This is a genomic window from Serratia sp. TSO36, from assembly GCF_057808395.1.
In genome coordinates this window covers 315,922-332,473 of record NZ_JBJZOU010000010.1, presented here as the reverse complement: position 1 = coordinate 332,473, position 16,552 = coordinate 315,922, and the positions used below count along the sequence as shown (strand labels likewise).

At 63.0% G+C, this 16,552-nt stretch carries 16 protein-coding genes; 9 read left to right on the top strand and 7 right to left on the bottom strand.

Annotation, left to right across the window (positions count from 1 at the left end):
- Positions 1-16: 16 nt before the first annotated feature.
- Both ACK3CV_RS08600 and ACK3CV_RS08595 read left to right on the top strand, forming a co-directional pair.
- Positions 17-934 carry a fimbrial protein gene (locus ACK3CV_RS08600; protein WP_072022384.1) on the top strand — a complete coding sequence of 306 codons (918 nt, stop codon included), beginning with the start codon at positions 17-19 and terminating at the stop codon, positions 932-934.
- A 19-nt stretch (positions 935-953) separates the two neighbouring features.
- Positions 954-1,445, top strand: a complete 492-nt coding sequence (locus ACK3CV_RS08595; protein ID WP_239504618.1) for a fimbrial protein — start codon at positions 954-956, stop codon at positions 1,443-1,445.
- Between the two features lie 98 nt (positions 1,446-1,543).
- Here ACK3CV_RS08595 and ACK3CV_RS08590 read toward each other — a convergent pair whose 3' ends face one another.
- Positions 1,544-2,749: a serine hydrolase gene (locus tag ACK3CV_RS08590; protein WP_033637786.1), complete on the bottom strand. Its 1,206-nt coding sequence runs from the start codon at positions 2,747-2,749 to the stop codon at positions 1,544-1,546.
- A 466-nt stretch (positions 2,750-3,215) separates the two neighbouring features.
- Between ACK3CV_RS08590 and ACK3CV_RS08585 the strand changes: the two genes are divergently transcribed.
- Positions 3,216-4,583 carry a pyridoxal-phosphate dependent enzyme gene (locus ACK3CV_RS08585; RefSeq protein ID WP_164140750.1) on the top strand — a complete coding sequence of 456 codons (1,368 nt, stop codon included), beginning with the start codon at positions 3,216-3,218 and terminating at the stop codon, positions 4,581-4,583.
- 12 nt (positions 4,584-4,595) lie between these two features.
- Positions 4,596-5,741, top strand: a complete 1,146-nt coding sequence (locus tag ACK3CV_RS08580; RefSeq protein ID WP_164140748.1) for a trans-sulfuration enzyme family protein — start codon at positions 4,596-4,598, stop codon at positions 5,739-5,741.
- A 59-nt stretch (positions 5,742-5,800) separates the two neighbouring features.
- On the opposite strand, the gene ACK3CV_RS08575 is transcribed toward ACK3CV_RS08580, so the two are convergent.
- A complete protein-coding gene (locus ACK3CV_RS08575) occupies positions 5,801-6,823 on the bottom strand; it encodes an isopenicillin N synthase family dioxygenase (RefSeq protein WP_164140827.1) in 1,023 nt (340 codons plus the stop codon).
- Between the two features lie 286 nt (positions 6,824-7,109).
- Between ACK3CV_RS08575 and ACK3CV_RS08570 the strand changes: the two genes are divergently transcribed.
- Together ACK3CV_RS08570 and ACK3CV_RS08565 are read left to right on the top strand one after the other, a co-directional pair.
- A complete protein-coding gene (locus tag ACK3CV_RS08570) occupies positions 7,110-7,766 on the top strand; it encodes an HAD family hydrolase (RefSeq protein ID WP_033654623.1) in 657 nt (218 codons plus the stop codon).
- A gap of 89 nt (positions 7,767-7,855) precedes the next feature.
- Entirely contained in the window at positions 7,856-8,476 is a 621-nt protein-coding gene (locus ACK3CV_RS08565) for a glutathione S-transferase family protein (RefSeq protein ID WP_103772461.1), read from the top strand.
- Positions 8,477-8,489: 13 nt separating this feature from the next.
- Here the strand turns inward: ACK3CV_RS08565 and ACK3CV_RS08560 are convergent, their stop codons facing one another.
- The gene (locus tag ACK3CV_RS08560; RefSeq protein ID WP_164140746.1) at positions 8,490-9,590 is read right to left on the bottom strand and encodes a PQQ-dependent sugar dehydrogenase; all 1,101 of its coding nucleotides are present in this window, start codon (positions 9,588-9,590) and stop codon (positions 8,490-8,492) included.
- Positions 9,591-9,721: 131 nt separating this feature from the next.
- Between ACK3CV_RS08560 and ACK3CV_RS08555 the strand changes: the two genes are divergently transcribed.
- Positions 9,722-10,141, top strand: a complete 420-nt coding sequence (locus ACK3CV_RS08555; protein ID WP_033637779.1) for a GNAT family N-acetyltransferase — start codon at positions 9,722-9,724, stop codon at positions 10,139-10,141.
- Between the two features lie 11 nt (positions 10,142-10,152).
- Positions 10,153-11,136, top strand: coding sequence for a magnesium/cobalt transporter CorA (gene corA / locus ACK3CV_RS08550; RefSeq protein WP_033637778.1), 984 nt, complete (start codon positions 10,153-10,155; stop codon positions 11,134-11,136).
- 62 nt (positions 11,137-11,198) lie between these two features.
- On the opposite strand, the gene ACK3CV_RS08545 is transcribed toward corA, so the two are convergent.
- The 3 genes from ACK3CV_RS08545 to speB form a co-directional block, all read right to left on the bottom strand.
- Positions 11,199-12,011 (bottom strand): nitrilase-related carbon-nitrogen hydrolase, encoded by an 813-nt coding sequence (locus ACK3CV_RS08545; protein WP_239504617.1) that lies wholly within the window; start codon positions 12,009-12,011, stop codon positions 11,199-11,201.
- 99 nt (positions 12,012-12,110) lie between these two features.
- A complete protein-coding gene (locus tag ACK3CV_RS08540; RefSeq protein WP_033646725.1) occupies positions 12,111-13,496 on the bottom strand; it encodes a sodium:solute symporter family protein in 1,386 nt (461 codons plus the stop codon).
- 77 nt (positions 13,497-13,573) lie between these two features.
- Complete coding sequence (speB, locus tag ACK3CV_RS08535; protein WP_164140742.1) at positions 13,574-14,506, bottom strand: agmatinase; 933 nt, start codon at positions 14,504-14,506, stop codon at positions 13,574-13,576.
- 248 nt (positions 14,507-14,754) lie between these two features.
- Between speB and ACK3CV_RS08530 the strand changes: the two genes are divergently transcribed.
- Positions 14,755-15,684 (top strand): LysR family transcriptional regulator, encoded by a 930-nt coding sequence (locus tag ACK3CV_RS08530; RefSeq protein WP_101455483.1) that lies wholly within the window; start codon positions 14,755-14,757, stop codon positions 15,682-15,684.
- Here ACK3CV_RS08530 and ACK3CV_RS08525 read toward each other — a convergent pair.
- Complete coding sequence (locus tag ACK3CV_RS08525) at positions 15,677-16,501, bottom strand: SDR family oxidoreductase (RefSeq protein WP_015377257.1); 825 nt, start codon at positions 16,499-16,501, stop codon at positions 15,677-15,679. The two genes, ACK3CV_RS08530 and ACK3CV_RS08525, sit on opposite strands and share 8 nt — an antisense overlap.
- Positions 16,502-16,552: the final 51 nt, after the last annotated feature.

Sequence of the window (16,552 nt, the reverse complement as noted above, 5' to 3'; positions counted from 1 at the left end):
GGCATTATCTTTCTTCATGCTGTTTGGCAACGCCAACGCGTTTACCTGCCGCACGTCCGATGGCGGACTGATTCCACCCGGGGGCTCGACCACGCCGGTTGACGTCCGGGTACGCATCGGGCCACAGCTTTCTTATGGCAAAAACGAAATCGTCAACGTCAGCCAGGTCACCTGTAAAAACGACGTCGCAAGCTGGTATGACTATCTCAAAACCGACAGCCCGGCGCTGTCGATGAACAGTGCGATTTTTGGCGCCATCGGCAGCGGCACCACCATCAACGGCAGCGATTACAACTCCCCGGTGCCATCCGGCATCAGCGTACTCAGCCTTACCGGCCTGCAAACCCAGTCGGTCGCCATCCGGGTCTATATCGTGTTGAACCGTTTCCCAACGCCGGATATCAAGGTGAACAAAGGCGACGTCATCGGCCAAATCAACTTTATTCAGACCAACGATCAGCCGGGTTGCCCACAGTGCGGCGTTTATCGCTGGCGCCTGATCGCCGACAACGACGCTTACTTCGTCACCACCAGTTGCACCATCAACAACGGCCAGCAGATTAACGTCGACTTCGGCCAGATCCGTCAGGACTTTCTGACCCAGAGCGCCAATGATGCCCAGATAAAACAGGACAAAGCGCTCAGCTACCAATGCGACGACCAGAGCGCGACGCAGGATATTCTGATCCGCATGGTCAGCGATGCCAGCGGCTTCTCCAGCGATTTTATCAAGACCACCAATCCTAACGTCGGCGTGGCGATGATGTACAACGGCGCGGTGGTGAAGCCGAACAATGCCTTCAGAACGCGCATCGTCAACGGCCAGGGCAACGATACCGTGACCTTTGTACCGGTAAAGAACAATGTCCCTTACACCAGCATCGCCACCGGCCCGCTGTCGGGTTCGGCCACGCTGATCTTCAGCGCACCTTGAGACGGGAGCCAGAATGAACATGACGAGTAAAACGCGCTGCGCGCTGCTGTGGGCGCTGAGCCTGATTAGCGCCGCAGCTCAGGCCGCCGACCAGGGTACCAAGGTCAACATCACCGCCACCGTGGTGGCGCCTCCGCCTTGCGTGATCAACGACGGGCGCACCATCGATATCGACTTCGGCAAGGTCGGCATCAAGCGCATCGACGGCAATCGCTATATGCAACGCATCGATTACAGCATCAAATGCGAGTTTCGGGATAACAGCCGCCAGCTGAAAATGAAGATCATGGGCAGCGCGGCGGCCTTCGACGGCAGCGTGTTAACCAGCAGCGTCAATGGATTGGGCATCAAACTGTTGGCCAACGGTAAGGCCTTCGCCATCAATACGCCGCTGAACATCGACTACGCCAATCCCCCGACGCTTGATGCGGTGCCGGTGAAAAACAGCGCCGTCACCCTGGCGGAAGGCGATTTCACCAGCGGCGCCACCATGCTGGTGGACTACTTTTAATCACCGCCCCAAAAAATCGCGAAAAAAAAGCCGCAACCTCGCAGTTGCGGCCTGGTCGAGGATCGTGCGCCCGGGGCGCGCTCCTCACATCAGGGTATTCAGCCGAAGATCCCGCCGAACCACTGGCTCAGCTTCATCATCACCATATCCCAGATGCGGCTGAAGAAGTTGCCCTCTTTCACCTCTTGCATCACCACCAGCGGGTGTTGCTCGATGGTCTTGCCGTCCAGTTGGAAATCGATGGTGCCGACCACCTGGTTTTTCGCCAGCGGCGCTTCCAGCGTCGGCTGGGTCAGCTTGTAGCTGGCCTTCAGGTTTTTCATCTGCCCTTTCGGAATGGTGACCGAGGCGTCTTTCGCCACGCCGAGCGGCACTTCGCTGACGTCGCCGAACCACACTTTCTGGGTGACGAACGGCTTATCGGCCTTGATCGGCGTCGCGGTTTCATAGAAGCGGAAGCCCCAGGTCAGCAGCTTTTCGCTTTCGCTAAAGCGTACGCGATCGCTCGGCGCGCCCAGCACCACCGAGATCAGGCGCATCGGGCCGTCGGTGGCCGATGCCACCAGATTATGGCCGGCGCCGCTGGTGTAACCGGTCTTGATGCCGTCGACGTTCAGGTTGCTGCTCCACAGCAGGCGGTTGCGGTTAACCTGGCGGATCTTGTTAAAGGTGAATTCTTTCTCTTTATGCAGCGCGTATTCGTCCGGCACGTCGCGGATCAGCGCCTGGCTCAGCAGCGCCATGTCGCGCGCGGTGCTGTACTGCCCTTCCGCATCTAGGCCGTGCACCGTCAGGAAGTGGGTATTCTGCAGCCCCAGAGATTTGGCGTAGTTGTTCATCAGGCCGACGAACGAATCCTGGCTGCCCGCCACGTAGTCCGCCAGCGCGATGCTGGCGTCGTTGCCCGACTGGATCACGATGCCTTTATTCAGCTCCAGCACCGGCACCTGATCGCCCGGCTTGATGAACATCAGCGAAGAACCGCGCAGCGCCGGGTTGCCGGGCGCCCAGGCGTCTTTGCCGACGGTGACCATGTCTTCCGGCTTGATCTTGCCGGCCTTGATCGCCTGCCCAATCACGTAGCTGGACATGATCTTAGTCAGGCTGGCGGGATCGAGGCGGGTGTCGGCATTGCCTTCGGTCAACACCTTGCCGCTGTTGTAATCCATCAGAATGAAGGCCTTGGCGTCTACCTGCGGCGGCGCCGGCGGCTCGGCCGCATGCACGGCCGGGGCGGCCAGCAACAGGATGCCTACGCTGAAGGTCAGTTTTTTCAGGGAAGTGGATAAGTTTTTTTTCATCATGACGTCGCCAGAGTGTCCATTCAAATCATTGAAATAGCGTTAACTTTCAAACATGTTCACGTTTTAAGCCAACCAGCGAGAGTGGCCCGGTGCGCGCGTGCCGGCCGCAACCCCCTGCGGCGCCCGTAGCGGGTAACGCAGCGCACCGAAAATGCCCTTGCTGTGAGTTTATGTGATTTATCTTATTTTTGCAGGGTTTAGCGTGAATTTTCAGCATTTTTACATAACTGTACGCAGCCCCCCGCTTATCGTTCAAAAAAGCATCGCGGCGCACATTTTTGCACCCACCCACGGCTACACGGCCAAGCATCCGCACTGCTAAACATCTACGCATCCATACGTCTAAAAAAGATTAATATATTCCATAATGGCATATAGAACCGTTATTTGTTCTTTTTAAAGCGCTTATTCTCAGCGCTATCATCCACATAACGACTTTTATACCGAATAATCCTGGAGATGAGTCATGGCGATCCCCCATTCCGTCATCGAGATGATTGGCAATACCCCGATGCTGGAACTGACCCGGTTCGATACCGGCCCGTGCCGGCTGTTCGTCAAGCTGGAGAATCAAAACCCTGGCGGTTCGATCAAAGACCGCGTGGCGCTGTCGATGATCGAACAGGCCGAGCGCGACGGCAAGCTGCAGCCGGGCGGCACCATCATCGAAGCCACCGCCGGCAATACCGGCCTGGGGCTGGCGCTGGTGGCGGCGCTGAAAGGCTATAAGCTGCTGCTGGTGGTGCCGGACAAGATGAGCCGCGAGAAGATCTTCCATCTGCGCGCGCTGGGCGTGGAAGTGCTGTTGACCCGCTCGGACGTCGGTAAGGGGCATCCGGCTTACTATCAGGATTACGCCAAACGCCTGGCCGGGGAGATCCCCGGCGCCTTTTATATCGATCAGTTCAACAACCCGGCCAATCCGGCGGCCCATACCACCACTACCGCGCCCGAACTGTGGCGGCAGATGGAGCATGACGTGGACGCTATCGTGGTCGGCGTCGGCTCCGGCGGCACGCTGGGCGGGTTGAGCCGCTATTTCGCCGAGGTTTCGCCGCAGACGGAATTCGTGCTGGCCGACCCTGCCGGCTCGATCCTGGCGGACTACCTCGACAGCGGCCACATCGGCGAAGCGGGCAGCTGGCTGGTGGAAGGCATCGGCGAAGACTTCGTCCCGCCGCTCAGCGACTTTGACCAGGTCCGCCACGCTTATCGCATCGGCGACGCCGAAGCCTTTGCCACCGCGCGCGACCTGCTGCGCAAGGAAGGCGTGCTGGCGGGATCGTCCACCGGCACCCTGCTGGCCGCCGCGCTGCGTTACTGCCGCGCACAGACCGAAGCCAAGCGGGTGGTGACCTTCGTCTGCGACAGCGGCAACAAATACCTGTCTAAAATGTATAACGACCACTGGATGCTGGAACAGGGCCTGCTGAGCAAGCCGCAGCACGGCGATCTGCGCGATCTGATCGCCTACCGCCACGACGAAGGCGCCGCCGTCTCCGCCGCGCCGGACGACACGTTGGCGATCGTGCACGCCCGCATGCGGCTGTACGACATCTCGCAGCTGCCGGTGCTGGAAGGCGATCGGGTGGTCGGCCTGATCGATGAGTGGGATCTGCTGAACGCCGTGCAGGCCGACGCCGCCCACTTCAGCCTGCCGGCCGGCAGCGCGATGACCAAGCAAGTCCATACGCTGCAAAAGGAAGCCGGCTACGACGAATTGCAGGCCACCTTCAACCATGGCCACGTCGCGGTGGTGCTCGACGGCGAGCGCTTCCTCGGCCTGATTACCCGCACAGACGTGCTTAACGCCTGGCGTCAAAAATTACGTTAATAAGGATCCATTATGGCCAAGTTTGATACGTTGACCGTTCACGCCGGTTACACCCCGGACGCCACCGGCGCCGTGATGCCGGCAATTTACGCCACCTCCACCTACGCCCAACCGGCGCCGGGCGAGCATACCGGCTATGAATACTCCCGCAGCGCCAACCCGACGCGCACCGCGCTCGAAAGTGCCATCGCCGAACTGGAAGGCGGTAGCCGCGGCTACGCCTTCGCCTCCGGCCTGGCGGCCTGCTCCACGGTGCTGGAGCTGCTCGATAAGGACAGCCACCTGATCGCAGTAGACGATCTGTACGGCGGCACCTATCGCCTGCTGGAAAAAGTGCGCAGCCGCACCGCCGGCCTGCGCGTCACCTACGTGTCGCCGGCGGATCTCACCGGGCTGGAGCAGGCGATCGAGCCGGACACCAAAATGATCTGGGTAGAGACCCCGACCAACCCGCTGCTGAAGCTGGCGGATCTGAGCGCCATTGCCGCGATCGCCAAAAAGCATGGGCTCATCAGCGTGGCGGACAATACCTTCGCTTCGCCGTATCTGCAGCGTCCGCTGGATCTGGGCTTTGACGTGGTGGTGCACTCCGCCACCAAATACCTCAACGGCCACTCCGACGTGGTGGCCGGCGTCGCGGCGGCGGGGGATAACCCGGCGCTGGCGGAGCAGCTCGGTTTCCTGCAAAACGCGGTCGGCGGCATTCTCGATCCGTTCAGCAGCTTCCTGACGCTGCGCGGCATTCGCACCCTGGCACTGCGCATGCAGCGCCACAGCGACAGCGCGCTGCGCATCGCCCAGTGGCTGGAGAGCCAGCCGCAGGTGGAAAACGTCTATTATCCCGGCCTGCCGAGCCACCCGCAGCATGAACTGGCGGCGCGCCAGATGACGCGCTTCGGCGGCATGATCTCGGTGCGGCTGAAAGGCGACGATGCCTATGCGCGCCGGGTCATCAAGCGCTCGCGCCTGTTCACCCTGGCGGAAAGCCTGGGCGGCGTGGAAAGCCTGATCAGCCAGCCGTTCAGCATGACGCACGCCTCCATTCCGCTGGAACAGCGCCTGGCAACCGGCATCACGCCGCAGCTGGTGCGCCTGTCGGTGGGGATTGAGGATGTGGAAGATCTGATCGCCGATCTGCAGCAGGCGCTGGCGGAATAATCGCCCGTATCAAGCGCCATCAGCCCGGCCGGCGCGCCGGGCTTTTTTGTGCCCGCTATTCAGACGCCGATGACGTCCCGATAAAAGCGCTGCGCCACATCGGGGTGGGAACGGATGCGGCCTTTCAGGTAGTTATACCCCACGTCGCGCAGCAGCGGGTTGAGCGGATCGCTGGCCGGGCCGCGCGCCTGCGCCGCCAGCGGCGGCGGCAGTTGATACAACGGCACCACCGCGTCCAAGCGCGCGCCGAGGAAAAAAGCGATCGACAGCCTGTCGCGCCCCGCCGGCGGCGTTTCCACCCGATGCACCGTGGCGCGCAGATAGCCGTTGGTCGCCAGTTCCAGCAGCTCGCCGATGTTCACCACGAAGGTGTCTTCACGCGGCTGGGCGTCGAGCCACTGCCCTTCGCTCACCTCCACCTGCAACCCTTTTTGCTCGTCCTGTAGCAGGAAGCTGAGAAACCCGGAGTCCTTGTGCGCGCCGACGCCCTGTGCGCTGGCGGTCGCGTCCCGCCCCGGATAGCGAATCAGTTTGATGTGCTCGTTGGGCTTATCGCCATACAAGCGATCGAAAGCCTGCTCCGGCAACGACAGCGCCAAAGCGAAAGCGCGCAACAGCCGCAGCGACATAGCGGTCATCGCCTGCTGCCACTGCAGCAGCAGCGGTTTCAGCGTCGGCAGCGCCGCCGGCCACTGGTTTGGCCCCTGCAGACGCGCCCAGCGCGGGGTGTCGTCAGATAGCGTCAGCGCCGGGCGTTCGGCACCGATATCGAACTGCTCGCGCCAGTCCGGCTGGCCGCGCGTGAGCTCCGCCGCCGCCCGGTTGTAGCCGCGAAAGTGCGGCGAATGCACCATCTGCACCGCCAGCTTGTCGGCTTCCGGCAGCGCGAAAAATTGCCGCGCGCCCTGCTGCAGCCGCGCATTCAGCGCACTGTCCACGCCGTGCCCGCGCAGATAGAAAAAACCGACGTCGCGAGCCGCCGCGCGCAGATCGTCGAGAAAGGCGCGCCGCTGACGCGCATCGCCGTCAAGCAGCGAAAGATCCAGCAGCGGCAGCGTCTTCAGCGTCGTCAGATGCGTCATCATGCGGTTCCTCTTCTTCCCCAATCACGATCGGGCTGCCATACAGGCGAATAATCAACATTCTCTCTCCAGCGGGTAGCTGCATTTGCTCCATAGTTATCACCGCGCTCTCCGGGGCGGCCAATATTGTTGCGTTCTAAGTTATGCAAACGTTCAACAAACTGTCGCAAAACCGTCATCAATGTTTCTTATGCTCTGCGCAATTTCGCCGACGCCGCTGGCTGGCGACGGGCGCTATCCGCTATCCTGTAAACGACCTCATACCCTGCCTGCCGGAGAAATACTGATGGATTTAGCCTTATTCGACCTGGATGAAACCCTGATTGACGATGACAGCGCCAGCCTGTGGATCCGCTGGCTGGTCGGCCAGGGCTTCGCGCCGGCGGAGCTGGAGCTGCAGGAGCAGCAGCTGATGCAGCTCTATTATCAGGGCAAGCTGTCGATGGAGGATTACATGCAGGCCACGCTGGCGCCGCTGGCCGGCCTGAGCGTGCAAACCGTGGCCGGCTGGGTACAACGTTACATCCGGCGCGACATCCTGCCGCGCGTCTACCCCGCCGCCCGTGAACGCCTGCAGTGGCACCGCGAGCGCGGCGACTGCATTCTGGTGATTTCCGCCACCGGCGAGCATCTGGTGGCGCCGATCGCCGAACAGCTCGGCGCCGATGATGCGCTGGCGATCGGCGTGGAAATCAGCGACGGCCGCTTCACCGGCAACACCTACGGCACCATGACCTATCAACAGGGCAAGGTGATCCGCCTGCAACGCTGGCTGGCGCAGCATCCGCACCTGCAATTCGAACACAGCCACGGCTACAGCGACTCCCTCAACGATAAGGCGATGCTGCAATTCGTCGACAGCGCCACGGTGATCAACCCCGACAGCGAACTGAGCGCGCTGGCGGCGGAGCACGGCTGGGAAGTGTGCCGCTGGGAACGCTGAGCGGCAGGCAAAAAGTGCCCTGCGGTGTGACAAATAGCGTTTTGTGGCGTAGGTATAGAGGGTTCTTAATCCATTAACGGAGTTGCGCAATGCTGACCATTTGGGGCCGTGAGAATTCGAACAACGTCAGGAAGGTGCTGTGGTGCGCCGCCGAACTGGGGCTGAGCTACACCCACATCAACGCCGGCGGCGCGTTCGGCAAGGTGAACGAAGAGAGTTACCGCGCGCTGAACCCGAACGGCCTGGTGCCGCTGCTGCAGGACGATGACTTCGTGCTGTGGGAATCCAACACCATCGTGCGCTATCTGGCGGCGAAATTCGGCGACGCGACGTTCTATCCGCAAGATCTGCAGGCGCGCGCCGCCGCCGAGAAGTGGATGGACTGGACCACCTCAACCATCGTCCCGGCCTTCACCATCGTCTTTTGGGGCCTGATCCGCACCGCGCCGGAATTGCGCGACATGGCGAAAATCGAAGCGGCGATCGCCACGCTGGAAAAGCACTTCGACGTCATCGAACAGACGCTGGCGCGCCAGCCTTACCTCTCCGGCGAGGCGTTCGGCTTCGGCGATATCCCGCTCGGCAGCTTCGCCTACGCCTGGTTCGAAATGCCGATCGCCCGCCGCCCGCGGCCGAACATGGAGCGCTGGTATCAGCAGCTGCGCGCCCGCCCGGCCTATCAGCGCGGCGTGATGAGCGAACTCACCTGATCGCTGCGGGGCGTTACGACGCCCCGACCTTCAGCAGCTTGCCGTCCCGCTCGTCCGTCAGCAGATACAGATAGCCATCCGGCCCGCTGCGCACCTCGCGAATGCGATCGCCGCGATCGCCCAGCAGCCGCTCTTCCGCCACCACCTTGTCGCCTTCCAGCGTCAGGCGAATCAGTTCCTTTTGCGCCAGCGCGCCGATGAACAGCGAGTGCCGCCAGGCGGGGAAGCGCTGCCCGTCATAAAACGCCATGCCGCTGAGGCCGGGCGATACCCGCCAATAGTGCAGCGGCTGTTCGGTGCCGGGCACCCGTTCCCCTTTGGCCTCCGGGATCGGCTGGCCGGAATAGTTGATGCCGTAGGTGGCCAGCGGCCAGCCGTAGTTTTTACCCGGCAGCGGGAGGTTGAGCTCATCGCCGCCGCGCGGGCCGTGCTCGTGTTCCCAGATCGCGCCGCTCCACGGGTTCAGCGCCAGCCCTTGCGGATTGCGGTGTCCATAAGACCAAACCTCCGGCCGTTTGCCGGCCTGGCCGACCCAGGGGTTGTCCGGCGGCACCGCGCCTTCGGCGGTCAGCCGCACCAGCTTGCCCTGCAGCTTGTCGGTCTCCTGCGCCGTCGGCCGCTGGTTGTTTTCGCCCAGCGCGATAAACAGGTAGCCCTGCCTGTCGAACGCCAGCTTGCCGCCGAAGTGATTGCCGACCGACAGCTTGGGCAGTTGGCGGAAGATCACCTTGAAGTTTTCCAGCCGCCTTCCGTCTTCGCTCAAACGGCCGTAGCCGACCGCCGTGCCGGCTTTGCCGCCCTCGCCCGGTTCGGCGAAGCTGAGGTACACCCGGCGGCTGGCGGCGAAGTCGGGGGCCGGCAACACCTCCAGCAGGCCGCCCTGTCCCTCGGCGTAAACCTGCGGCACGCCGGCGATCGGCGGCGACAGGCCTTTGCCCTGCTGCCACAGCCGCAGCCGGCCGGGCCGTTCAGTAATAAGCAGGCCTTGTTCCGCCGGCAAGAAGGCCAGCGACCACGGGTGTTCCAGGCCGTCCTGCAGTTGGCTGACCGTCGGCGCGGCGTGCAGCAGGCCGCTGCACAGCAGCAAACCGGCCAGCAAAGTCAATCGGGGCATGGCGTCCTCCTGAGGGTAAAATGACCCGTTTAGTGTAGCCCACTCAGCAGAAGCGGTCGTTTACATTACATTTCAACAGGTTGCCTTTTGGCCGCAGTGTGCTTAAGTTAACCCATCACCCAGGAGGAAAAATGGACATTACCGTTACCGACGCGATTGACGAACACACCCTCGATGCGATCAGGCAAGGCCTGCGCGCTTACAACCTGCCGCATATCGACGCCCGTCATCGCAAGCCGCTCAGCGTCTATGCGCGCGACGAGGCCGGCACGGTGATCGGCGGGCTGACCGCCGAAACCTGGGGCAACTGGCTGAGCGTCGAATGGCTGTGGGTGGCGGATTCCCAACGCGGCAGCGGCCTCGGCGGCCGGTTGATGCGCACCGCCGAACGCGAGGCGCAGGCGCGCGGCTGCCGCTACGCTCGCCTGGATACCTTCAGCTTCCAGGCGCGGCCGTTCTACGAAAAGCTCGGCTATCAGCTGCAAATGACGCTGAAAGAGTATCCGGTGGAACATGAGTGTTATTTTCTTACCAAAACCCTGACTGATTAATGGATGGACGGATGGACAGCAAAAGCATGGTGGTGAACTGTGTGGCGTACAAAGCCGGCCAACGGCTGGGCGAAGTGACTATCGACGATATCAGCGAGGTGGTCAAACAGCCGGATACCTTCATCTGGCTGGGGCTGCGGCAGCCGGAGCCGGCGTTTATGCGCAAGGTGCAGGAAGAGTTCGGCCTGCACGATCTGGCGATCGAAGACGCGCTGTGCGCGCACCAGCGGCCGAAGCTGGAAACCTACGGCGACTCGCTGTTCATCGTGGTGAAAACCGCGCAGTGGGGCGAGAACGACGAAATCGAATACGGCGAAACCCATTTCTTCGTCGGCAAAAACTTTCTGGTGACGGTGCGCCACGGCGCCTCGCCCAGCTACGCGCCGATCCGCGCCAAGGCGGAAGAGAACCGCAAGCAGATGTGCCGCGGGCCGGGCTTCGCCCTCTATTCGGTGCTGGACTTCGTGGTGGACAACTACCGCAGCGTGGTGACGCGCTTCGAGAGCACCATCGAGAATATCGAAGCCAACATGTTTCAGTCGGAGTTCGATCAGGCGGCGATCGAGAACGTCTATACCCTGCGCCGCCACCTGTTGGCGCTGCGCAACGCCGCGTTGCCGATGGATGAAATCTGCAACCAGCTGATCCGCCTGCACGAAGAGGTGATCCCGAAAGAGCTGCGCGCCTATGTGCGCGACGTGCAGGATCACGCGCATCAGGTGGTCAGCAATATCGACGACATGCGCGAAATGCTGACCAACGCCATGCATGTCAACCTGGCGCTGGTAACGGTCAAACAGAACGAAGTGGTGAAACGGCTGGCGGGCTGGGGGGCGATTTTGGCCATCCCGACGGTGATCTTCAGCCTGTACGGCATGAACTTCGCCGACATGCCGGAGCTAAAGTTCCCTTGGGCCTATCACGCCACGCTGGGGGTGACCGCCGTCGGCTGCATTTTCCTGTATCAGAAGCTGAAGAAATCGGGCTGGCTGTAAGCGCCAAAACGGCGGATTTTCCCGCCGGAGAAACGATCTGCGGAGCGGCCCGCCACGCTGCTTCAATACAGCATCGGCCGCCGATCGCGATGCACGTGATTGTGGCGGCCGATATGCTTGTCATCGGCCGCGCAGATATCCATCGATGCCAGCACCATGCCTTCGCCTGCCAGGCTCTGCGTCAATGGATAGCCGTCGGCGTCGACGATCACCGAGCCGCCGATCCACGCAACGCCGCGCTCCGTTTCGCAACGATCGCACACCGCGATGAACAGCCGATTGACGGCGGCGTTGGCCTGCGCCTTCACCATCTCCGCCGGCCGTTCGCCCTGCGGGCGCGGCGCCAGCGGCCAGTTGACCGGCGCGCACAGCAGCTGAGCGCCGGCCAGCGCCGGCAGCCGCACCCACTCAGGGAATTCGAGATCGTAACAGATCATCACCGCCAACCGGCCAAAGCGGGTCTCGACGACCGGCGGCGGCCGATCGCCGGCGGTAAAGATGGTGCTCTCTTCATGCCACAGGTGCGCTTTGCGATAAATCGCCCTCACCCCCTGCGCATCGATCAATGCCGCGCTGTTGGCCACCTCGCCATCGGGCAGGCGCTCGCAGAAACCGGCGACGATCGCCACATCCAACTCGCGCGCCAGGGCTCCCCACAGGCTGAGGCTCGGCCCGTCTTCAGCCTCGGCCAACGCCCGCGCCTCCGCCTTATCGCGCAGCACGTAGCCGCTGTTCACCAACTCCGGCAGCACGATAACGTTGGCACCGTGCTGCGCCGCCCGGCGGATAGCCTGGGCGGACAGCGCCCGATTATGTTCCGCTTCCCCGACCCGCAACGCTAACTGGCAGCATGCGACGCTGATTTTTTCCTTCACTCCCAATCTCCTTACGACCGCCGTTAAACCCATTCGGGAGCCGTGCGCCCCGCCCTCCAGTAAAGCAGCAAAGGCGCCGCGATAAAAGCTCAGTGCGTTTCAGCGCTCGGTTTGGGTCTGCAGCTGCGCTGCCGGGCGGCTCAACAGGCTGCCCAGCACGAAGGCGACGCCGCCGCCCAGCAGGCCGCCGTAGATTGGGCTGTTGGCGTCGATGCCGTGCCAGACCATCAGCCCCACCACGCACAGGCTGCCGGTCAGCATGCTGGCGATGGCGCCGGCGCTGGTGGCGCGCGGCCAGAAGATCGCCCCCACCAGCGGGATCAGCATGCCGCCCACCAACAGGTTGTAAGCCAGGGTCAGCGCCGCCAGCACGTCGCGCACCACGAATGCCAGCCCCAGCATGACCGCGCCCATGAGGAGCGTGGTGAAGCGCCCGGCGGCCAACCCGCCGGAAGGTTTGCGCCGGATGGCCGGCAATACGTCCTCCAGCGCGATGGTGGAAGAGGCCAGCAGGCAGGCGCTGGCGGTGGACATCAGCGCCGCCAACGCCGCGGCGGCCACCAGCCCGCTGACGCCAACCGGCAACACCGCCTGCGCGATAGCGGCGAAGGCGCCGTCGGTGTTGCTGAGCGACGGCAGCACGATCTTGCCGGCCATGCCGATCAGCGCGCCGGTCACGCCGTACAGCACGCAGTAGACGCCCGCCCCCAGCCCGGCGAAGCGCGCCACGTTGGCGCTGCGGGCGGTAAATACCCGCTGCCAGATATCCTGGCCGATCAGAATGCCGAAGAAGTAGATCAGGAAGAACACCAGAATGGTGTCCAACCCGATCGACGACAGCTGGTAGTAACCGGCGGGCAGCAGGCTGGTGAAGGCTTCCCAGCCGCCGGCCTTGACGATGCTCATCGGCATCAGCACCAGCATCATGCCGACGGTCATGATGATGAACTGAATAATGTCGGTCAGCGTCAGCGACCACATGCCCCCCAGCGTCGAATACAGCACCACCAGCCCGCCGCCGAGCAGGATAGACGCGCTGAACGACAGGCCGAACATCACCTGCATCACGCTGCCGATGGCGATGATCGAAGTCACCGCCACCATCAGATCATACGCCAGCATGATCGCGCCGCTGGTAACCCGCGCCGCCGGATGATAGCGCCGCGACAACACCTGGCTGACGGTATACAGCTTCAGCTTGAGCAGCGGCTTGGCCAGCACCAGGCTCAACACCACGATGCCCAGCCCCAGCGCGCCGCACAGCCAGACGCCGGAGATGCCGTAGGTGTAGCCGAGCTTGACGCTGCCGATGGTCGACGCGCCGCCGAGCACCACCGCCGACAGCGTGCCCAGATACAGCCCCGGCCCCAGGTTGCGCCCGGCGACCAGATACGCCTCTTTGGAATTGGCGCGGCGAATGCCCATCCACCCCACCGCGCCTATCACCAGAAAGTAAAACACCACGACCAGCAGATCGAGATTCATGGGTACCTCCACTCCGTTGTTATTGTTATCAGGGGCCCCGACGCAACCGCTCCGCCGGTAGGGTCAGCGCACCGGCCTCAGCGGGCCGGCAGCACGCACAACATTTCAAACAGCAGGTTGGCGGCCAGCAGCGCCGTGTTGCCGGAGCGATCGTAAGGTGGCGACACCTCCACCACGTCGCCGCCCACCAGGTTCAGCCCGTGGCAGCCACGCACGATCTCCAGCCCCTGCCAGACCGACAGCCCGCCGACTTCCGGCGTGCCGGTGCCCGGTGCGAAGGCCGGATCCAGCCCGTCGATATCGAAGCTGAGGTAAACCGGCACATCGCCCATCTGTTCGCGGATCTCCGCCATCAGCGGCGTCAGCGACCGGTGCCAGCAGGCCTCGGCCGGCACCACGCGGAAGCCCTGGCGCCGTGACCAGTCGAAGTCGTCCGCCGCATAGCCGCTGCCGCGCAGGCCAATCTGCACCACCTTTTCCGGCGCCAGCAGCCCCTCCTCGAACGCGCGGCGGAAGGTGGTGCCGTGCGCCAGCTGTTCGCCGAACATCTCCTCGTTGGTGTCGGAATGCGCATCGACGTGGATCAGCCCGACCGGGCCATGCCGACGGGCGACGGCGCGCAGCACCGGCAGCGTCAGCGTGTGGTCGCCGCCGAGCGTCAACGGCATGCAGCCGTGCGCCAGGATCTCGTGGTAAGCCGCCTCGATGCGCTGCACGCTGTCCGCCAGGCTGTAAGGGTTGATGGCGACATCCCCCAGATCGGCCACCTGCAGCCGTTCGAACGGGGCGGAGCCGGTGCCCATGTTGTAAGGGCGGATCATCACCGACTCCTGGCGGATCTGGCGCGGGCCATAGCGGGTGCCGCTGCGGTTGGAGGTGCCGATATCCAGCGGAATGCCGACAAAGGCGGCATCCAGGCCGTGCGCCTGGTCGGCCGCGGGCAGGCGCATCATGGTGGGAATACCGGCAAAGCGCGGCATGTCGTTACCGCTTTGGGGTTGGTTCAGCATGGCGTTTCCTTGTCTTTATCTGCGATGAATTGAAACATTTGAGCAACATTCGCAGACTACCCCGTTGGCCACCCCGGCTACCATTCCCGCTTTTGCATGTAAACATCGAAAAACGCGATGCAACTAACTTATTGAAGTATTGATTTTTATTTCCACTTCATGCCATAAGGAAGGCCATATCTTCAGGGCCGCCCCTATTTTTTCGATGTTAAAAATGGGTTAACCGGCCGACGTTCTGCGGAGGGGGAATGCTCACCAACCTAAGCGATATCGATCTGAAACTGCTGCGGGTGTTCGTCGCGGTGGCAGAAGCCCAGGGCGTCAGCGCCGCGCAGGAAACGCTGCTGATGAACCAGTCCACCATCAGCACCCACCTGGCCTCGCTGGAAACCCGGCTGGGGTTTCGCCTGTGCCAACGCGGCCGCTCCGGCTTCCGGCTGACGCCCAAGGGCGAACGCATGCTGATCGCCTGCCGCTCGCTGTTCAACGCCGCCCGCGACTTCACCCGGGTCAGCCAGTCGCTGAACGGCCTGCTGACCGGCGATCTGCAGATCGGTCTGGTGGATAATCTGGTTTCGCTGCCGGGCAACCCGTTCAGCCAGGCCATCAAACACTTCCAGCGCCGACATCAGGACGTGCAATTGCAGTGCCGCATCTGTTCACCGAACGAGATTGAGCAGGGGCTGCTGCACCGGCAGCTCGATCTGGGCATCGGCTACTTCGGCCAACAGTTGGAGGCGTTGCGCTATCAGCCGTGGCTGGAGGAGACGCAGGCGATCTACTGCAGCGCGGATCACCCGCTGTTCGCGGTGGAAGAACCGGAGCGCGAGCAGATTGAAAACGCGCGCTGGGTCAAGCGCGGCTACCTGCTGGCGCAGCAGCTGTGCCCGATCGCGCCGCCTCACCTGGCTGCGGTGGCCCATCATATGGAAAGCGTCGCCCATCTGGTACTGAGCGGCTCCTGTCTTGGCTATCTGCCCACCCACTACGCGGCGCGCTGGGTGGAACAGGGGCTGCTGCGGCAGTTGGGCGGCGCGGCGCTCTCTTACCGCGCCACGCTCAGCCTGGTCAGCCGCCCTGTCCAGCCCGACGAGGCGTTGAACGCGCTGCTGGAGGATTTGGCGCGCGCCGGCGAAAAAAAAGCCCCGCATGCGCGGGGCCTGACGGACGTTAGCTGACCGGCATGCGCGCCGGATCGGGATACTGGTACTCAAAACCCAGCTCGTTGCAGATGCGGTTGCCGTCCACCAGCCGCTCATCCTGCTCCGCTTCGTCGGCAAACTGCGGCGGCTCCAGGTGCAGCTGTTCGGCCAGCGCCGGATAAAATTCGCGTTTGGCCGGATGACGCGGCGCGCACAGGTTGTATACGTGGCCGCCCTTCGGCAGCTTCAGCAGCAGTTGGATGGCGGCGATGACGTCGTCCTGATGCACCAGATTCACCCCCTGCGAACCGCCCTTCACGTCGAGTTTGCCCGCCAGGAAGCGGCCGGGGTGGCGATCGGCGCCCACCAGCCCCGCCAGCCGCAGAATGTCCACTGAGGTATTCGGCAATTCATGCAGCCAGCGCTCCAGCTCGGCCAGCACCCGGCCCGACGGCGAGACCGGCCGCAGCGGCGACTCTTCGCGCAGCGTGCCGGCGGTTTCGCCGTACACCGAGGTGGAACTGGTGAAGATCACGCGCGGCACGCCGAAGGCCATCGCGCTGTCCACCAGCATGCGCACCGCATTGAAATAGTTCTCGCTGCCTTCGACGGTGCGGCGCGCAGGCAGCGTCACCACCAGCGCATCCACGCGCAGCAGCGATTCCAGATCGTCCGGATCGCACACCAGCTCCGGCGTCAGCTCCAGTTGATAGCATTCGATGCCGCTCATGCGCGCGGCCTCGACGCCGTCCGGCGTGGTTTTGCTGCCGACCACGTCATACCCGCGCCCCATCAGCGACAGCGCCAACGGCATGCCCAGCCAACCCAAACCAATAATGGCTACCTTTTTCATCCTCTTCCTCTCCTGAAGATCGCAGCGCCCTACCCCTAAGGCTACGCCACT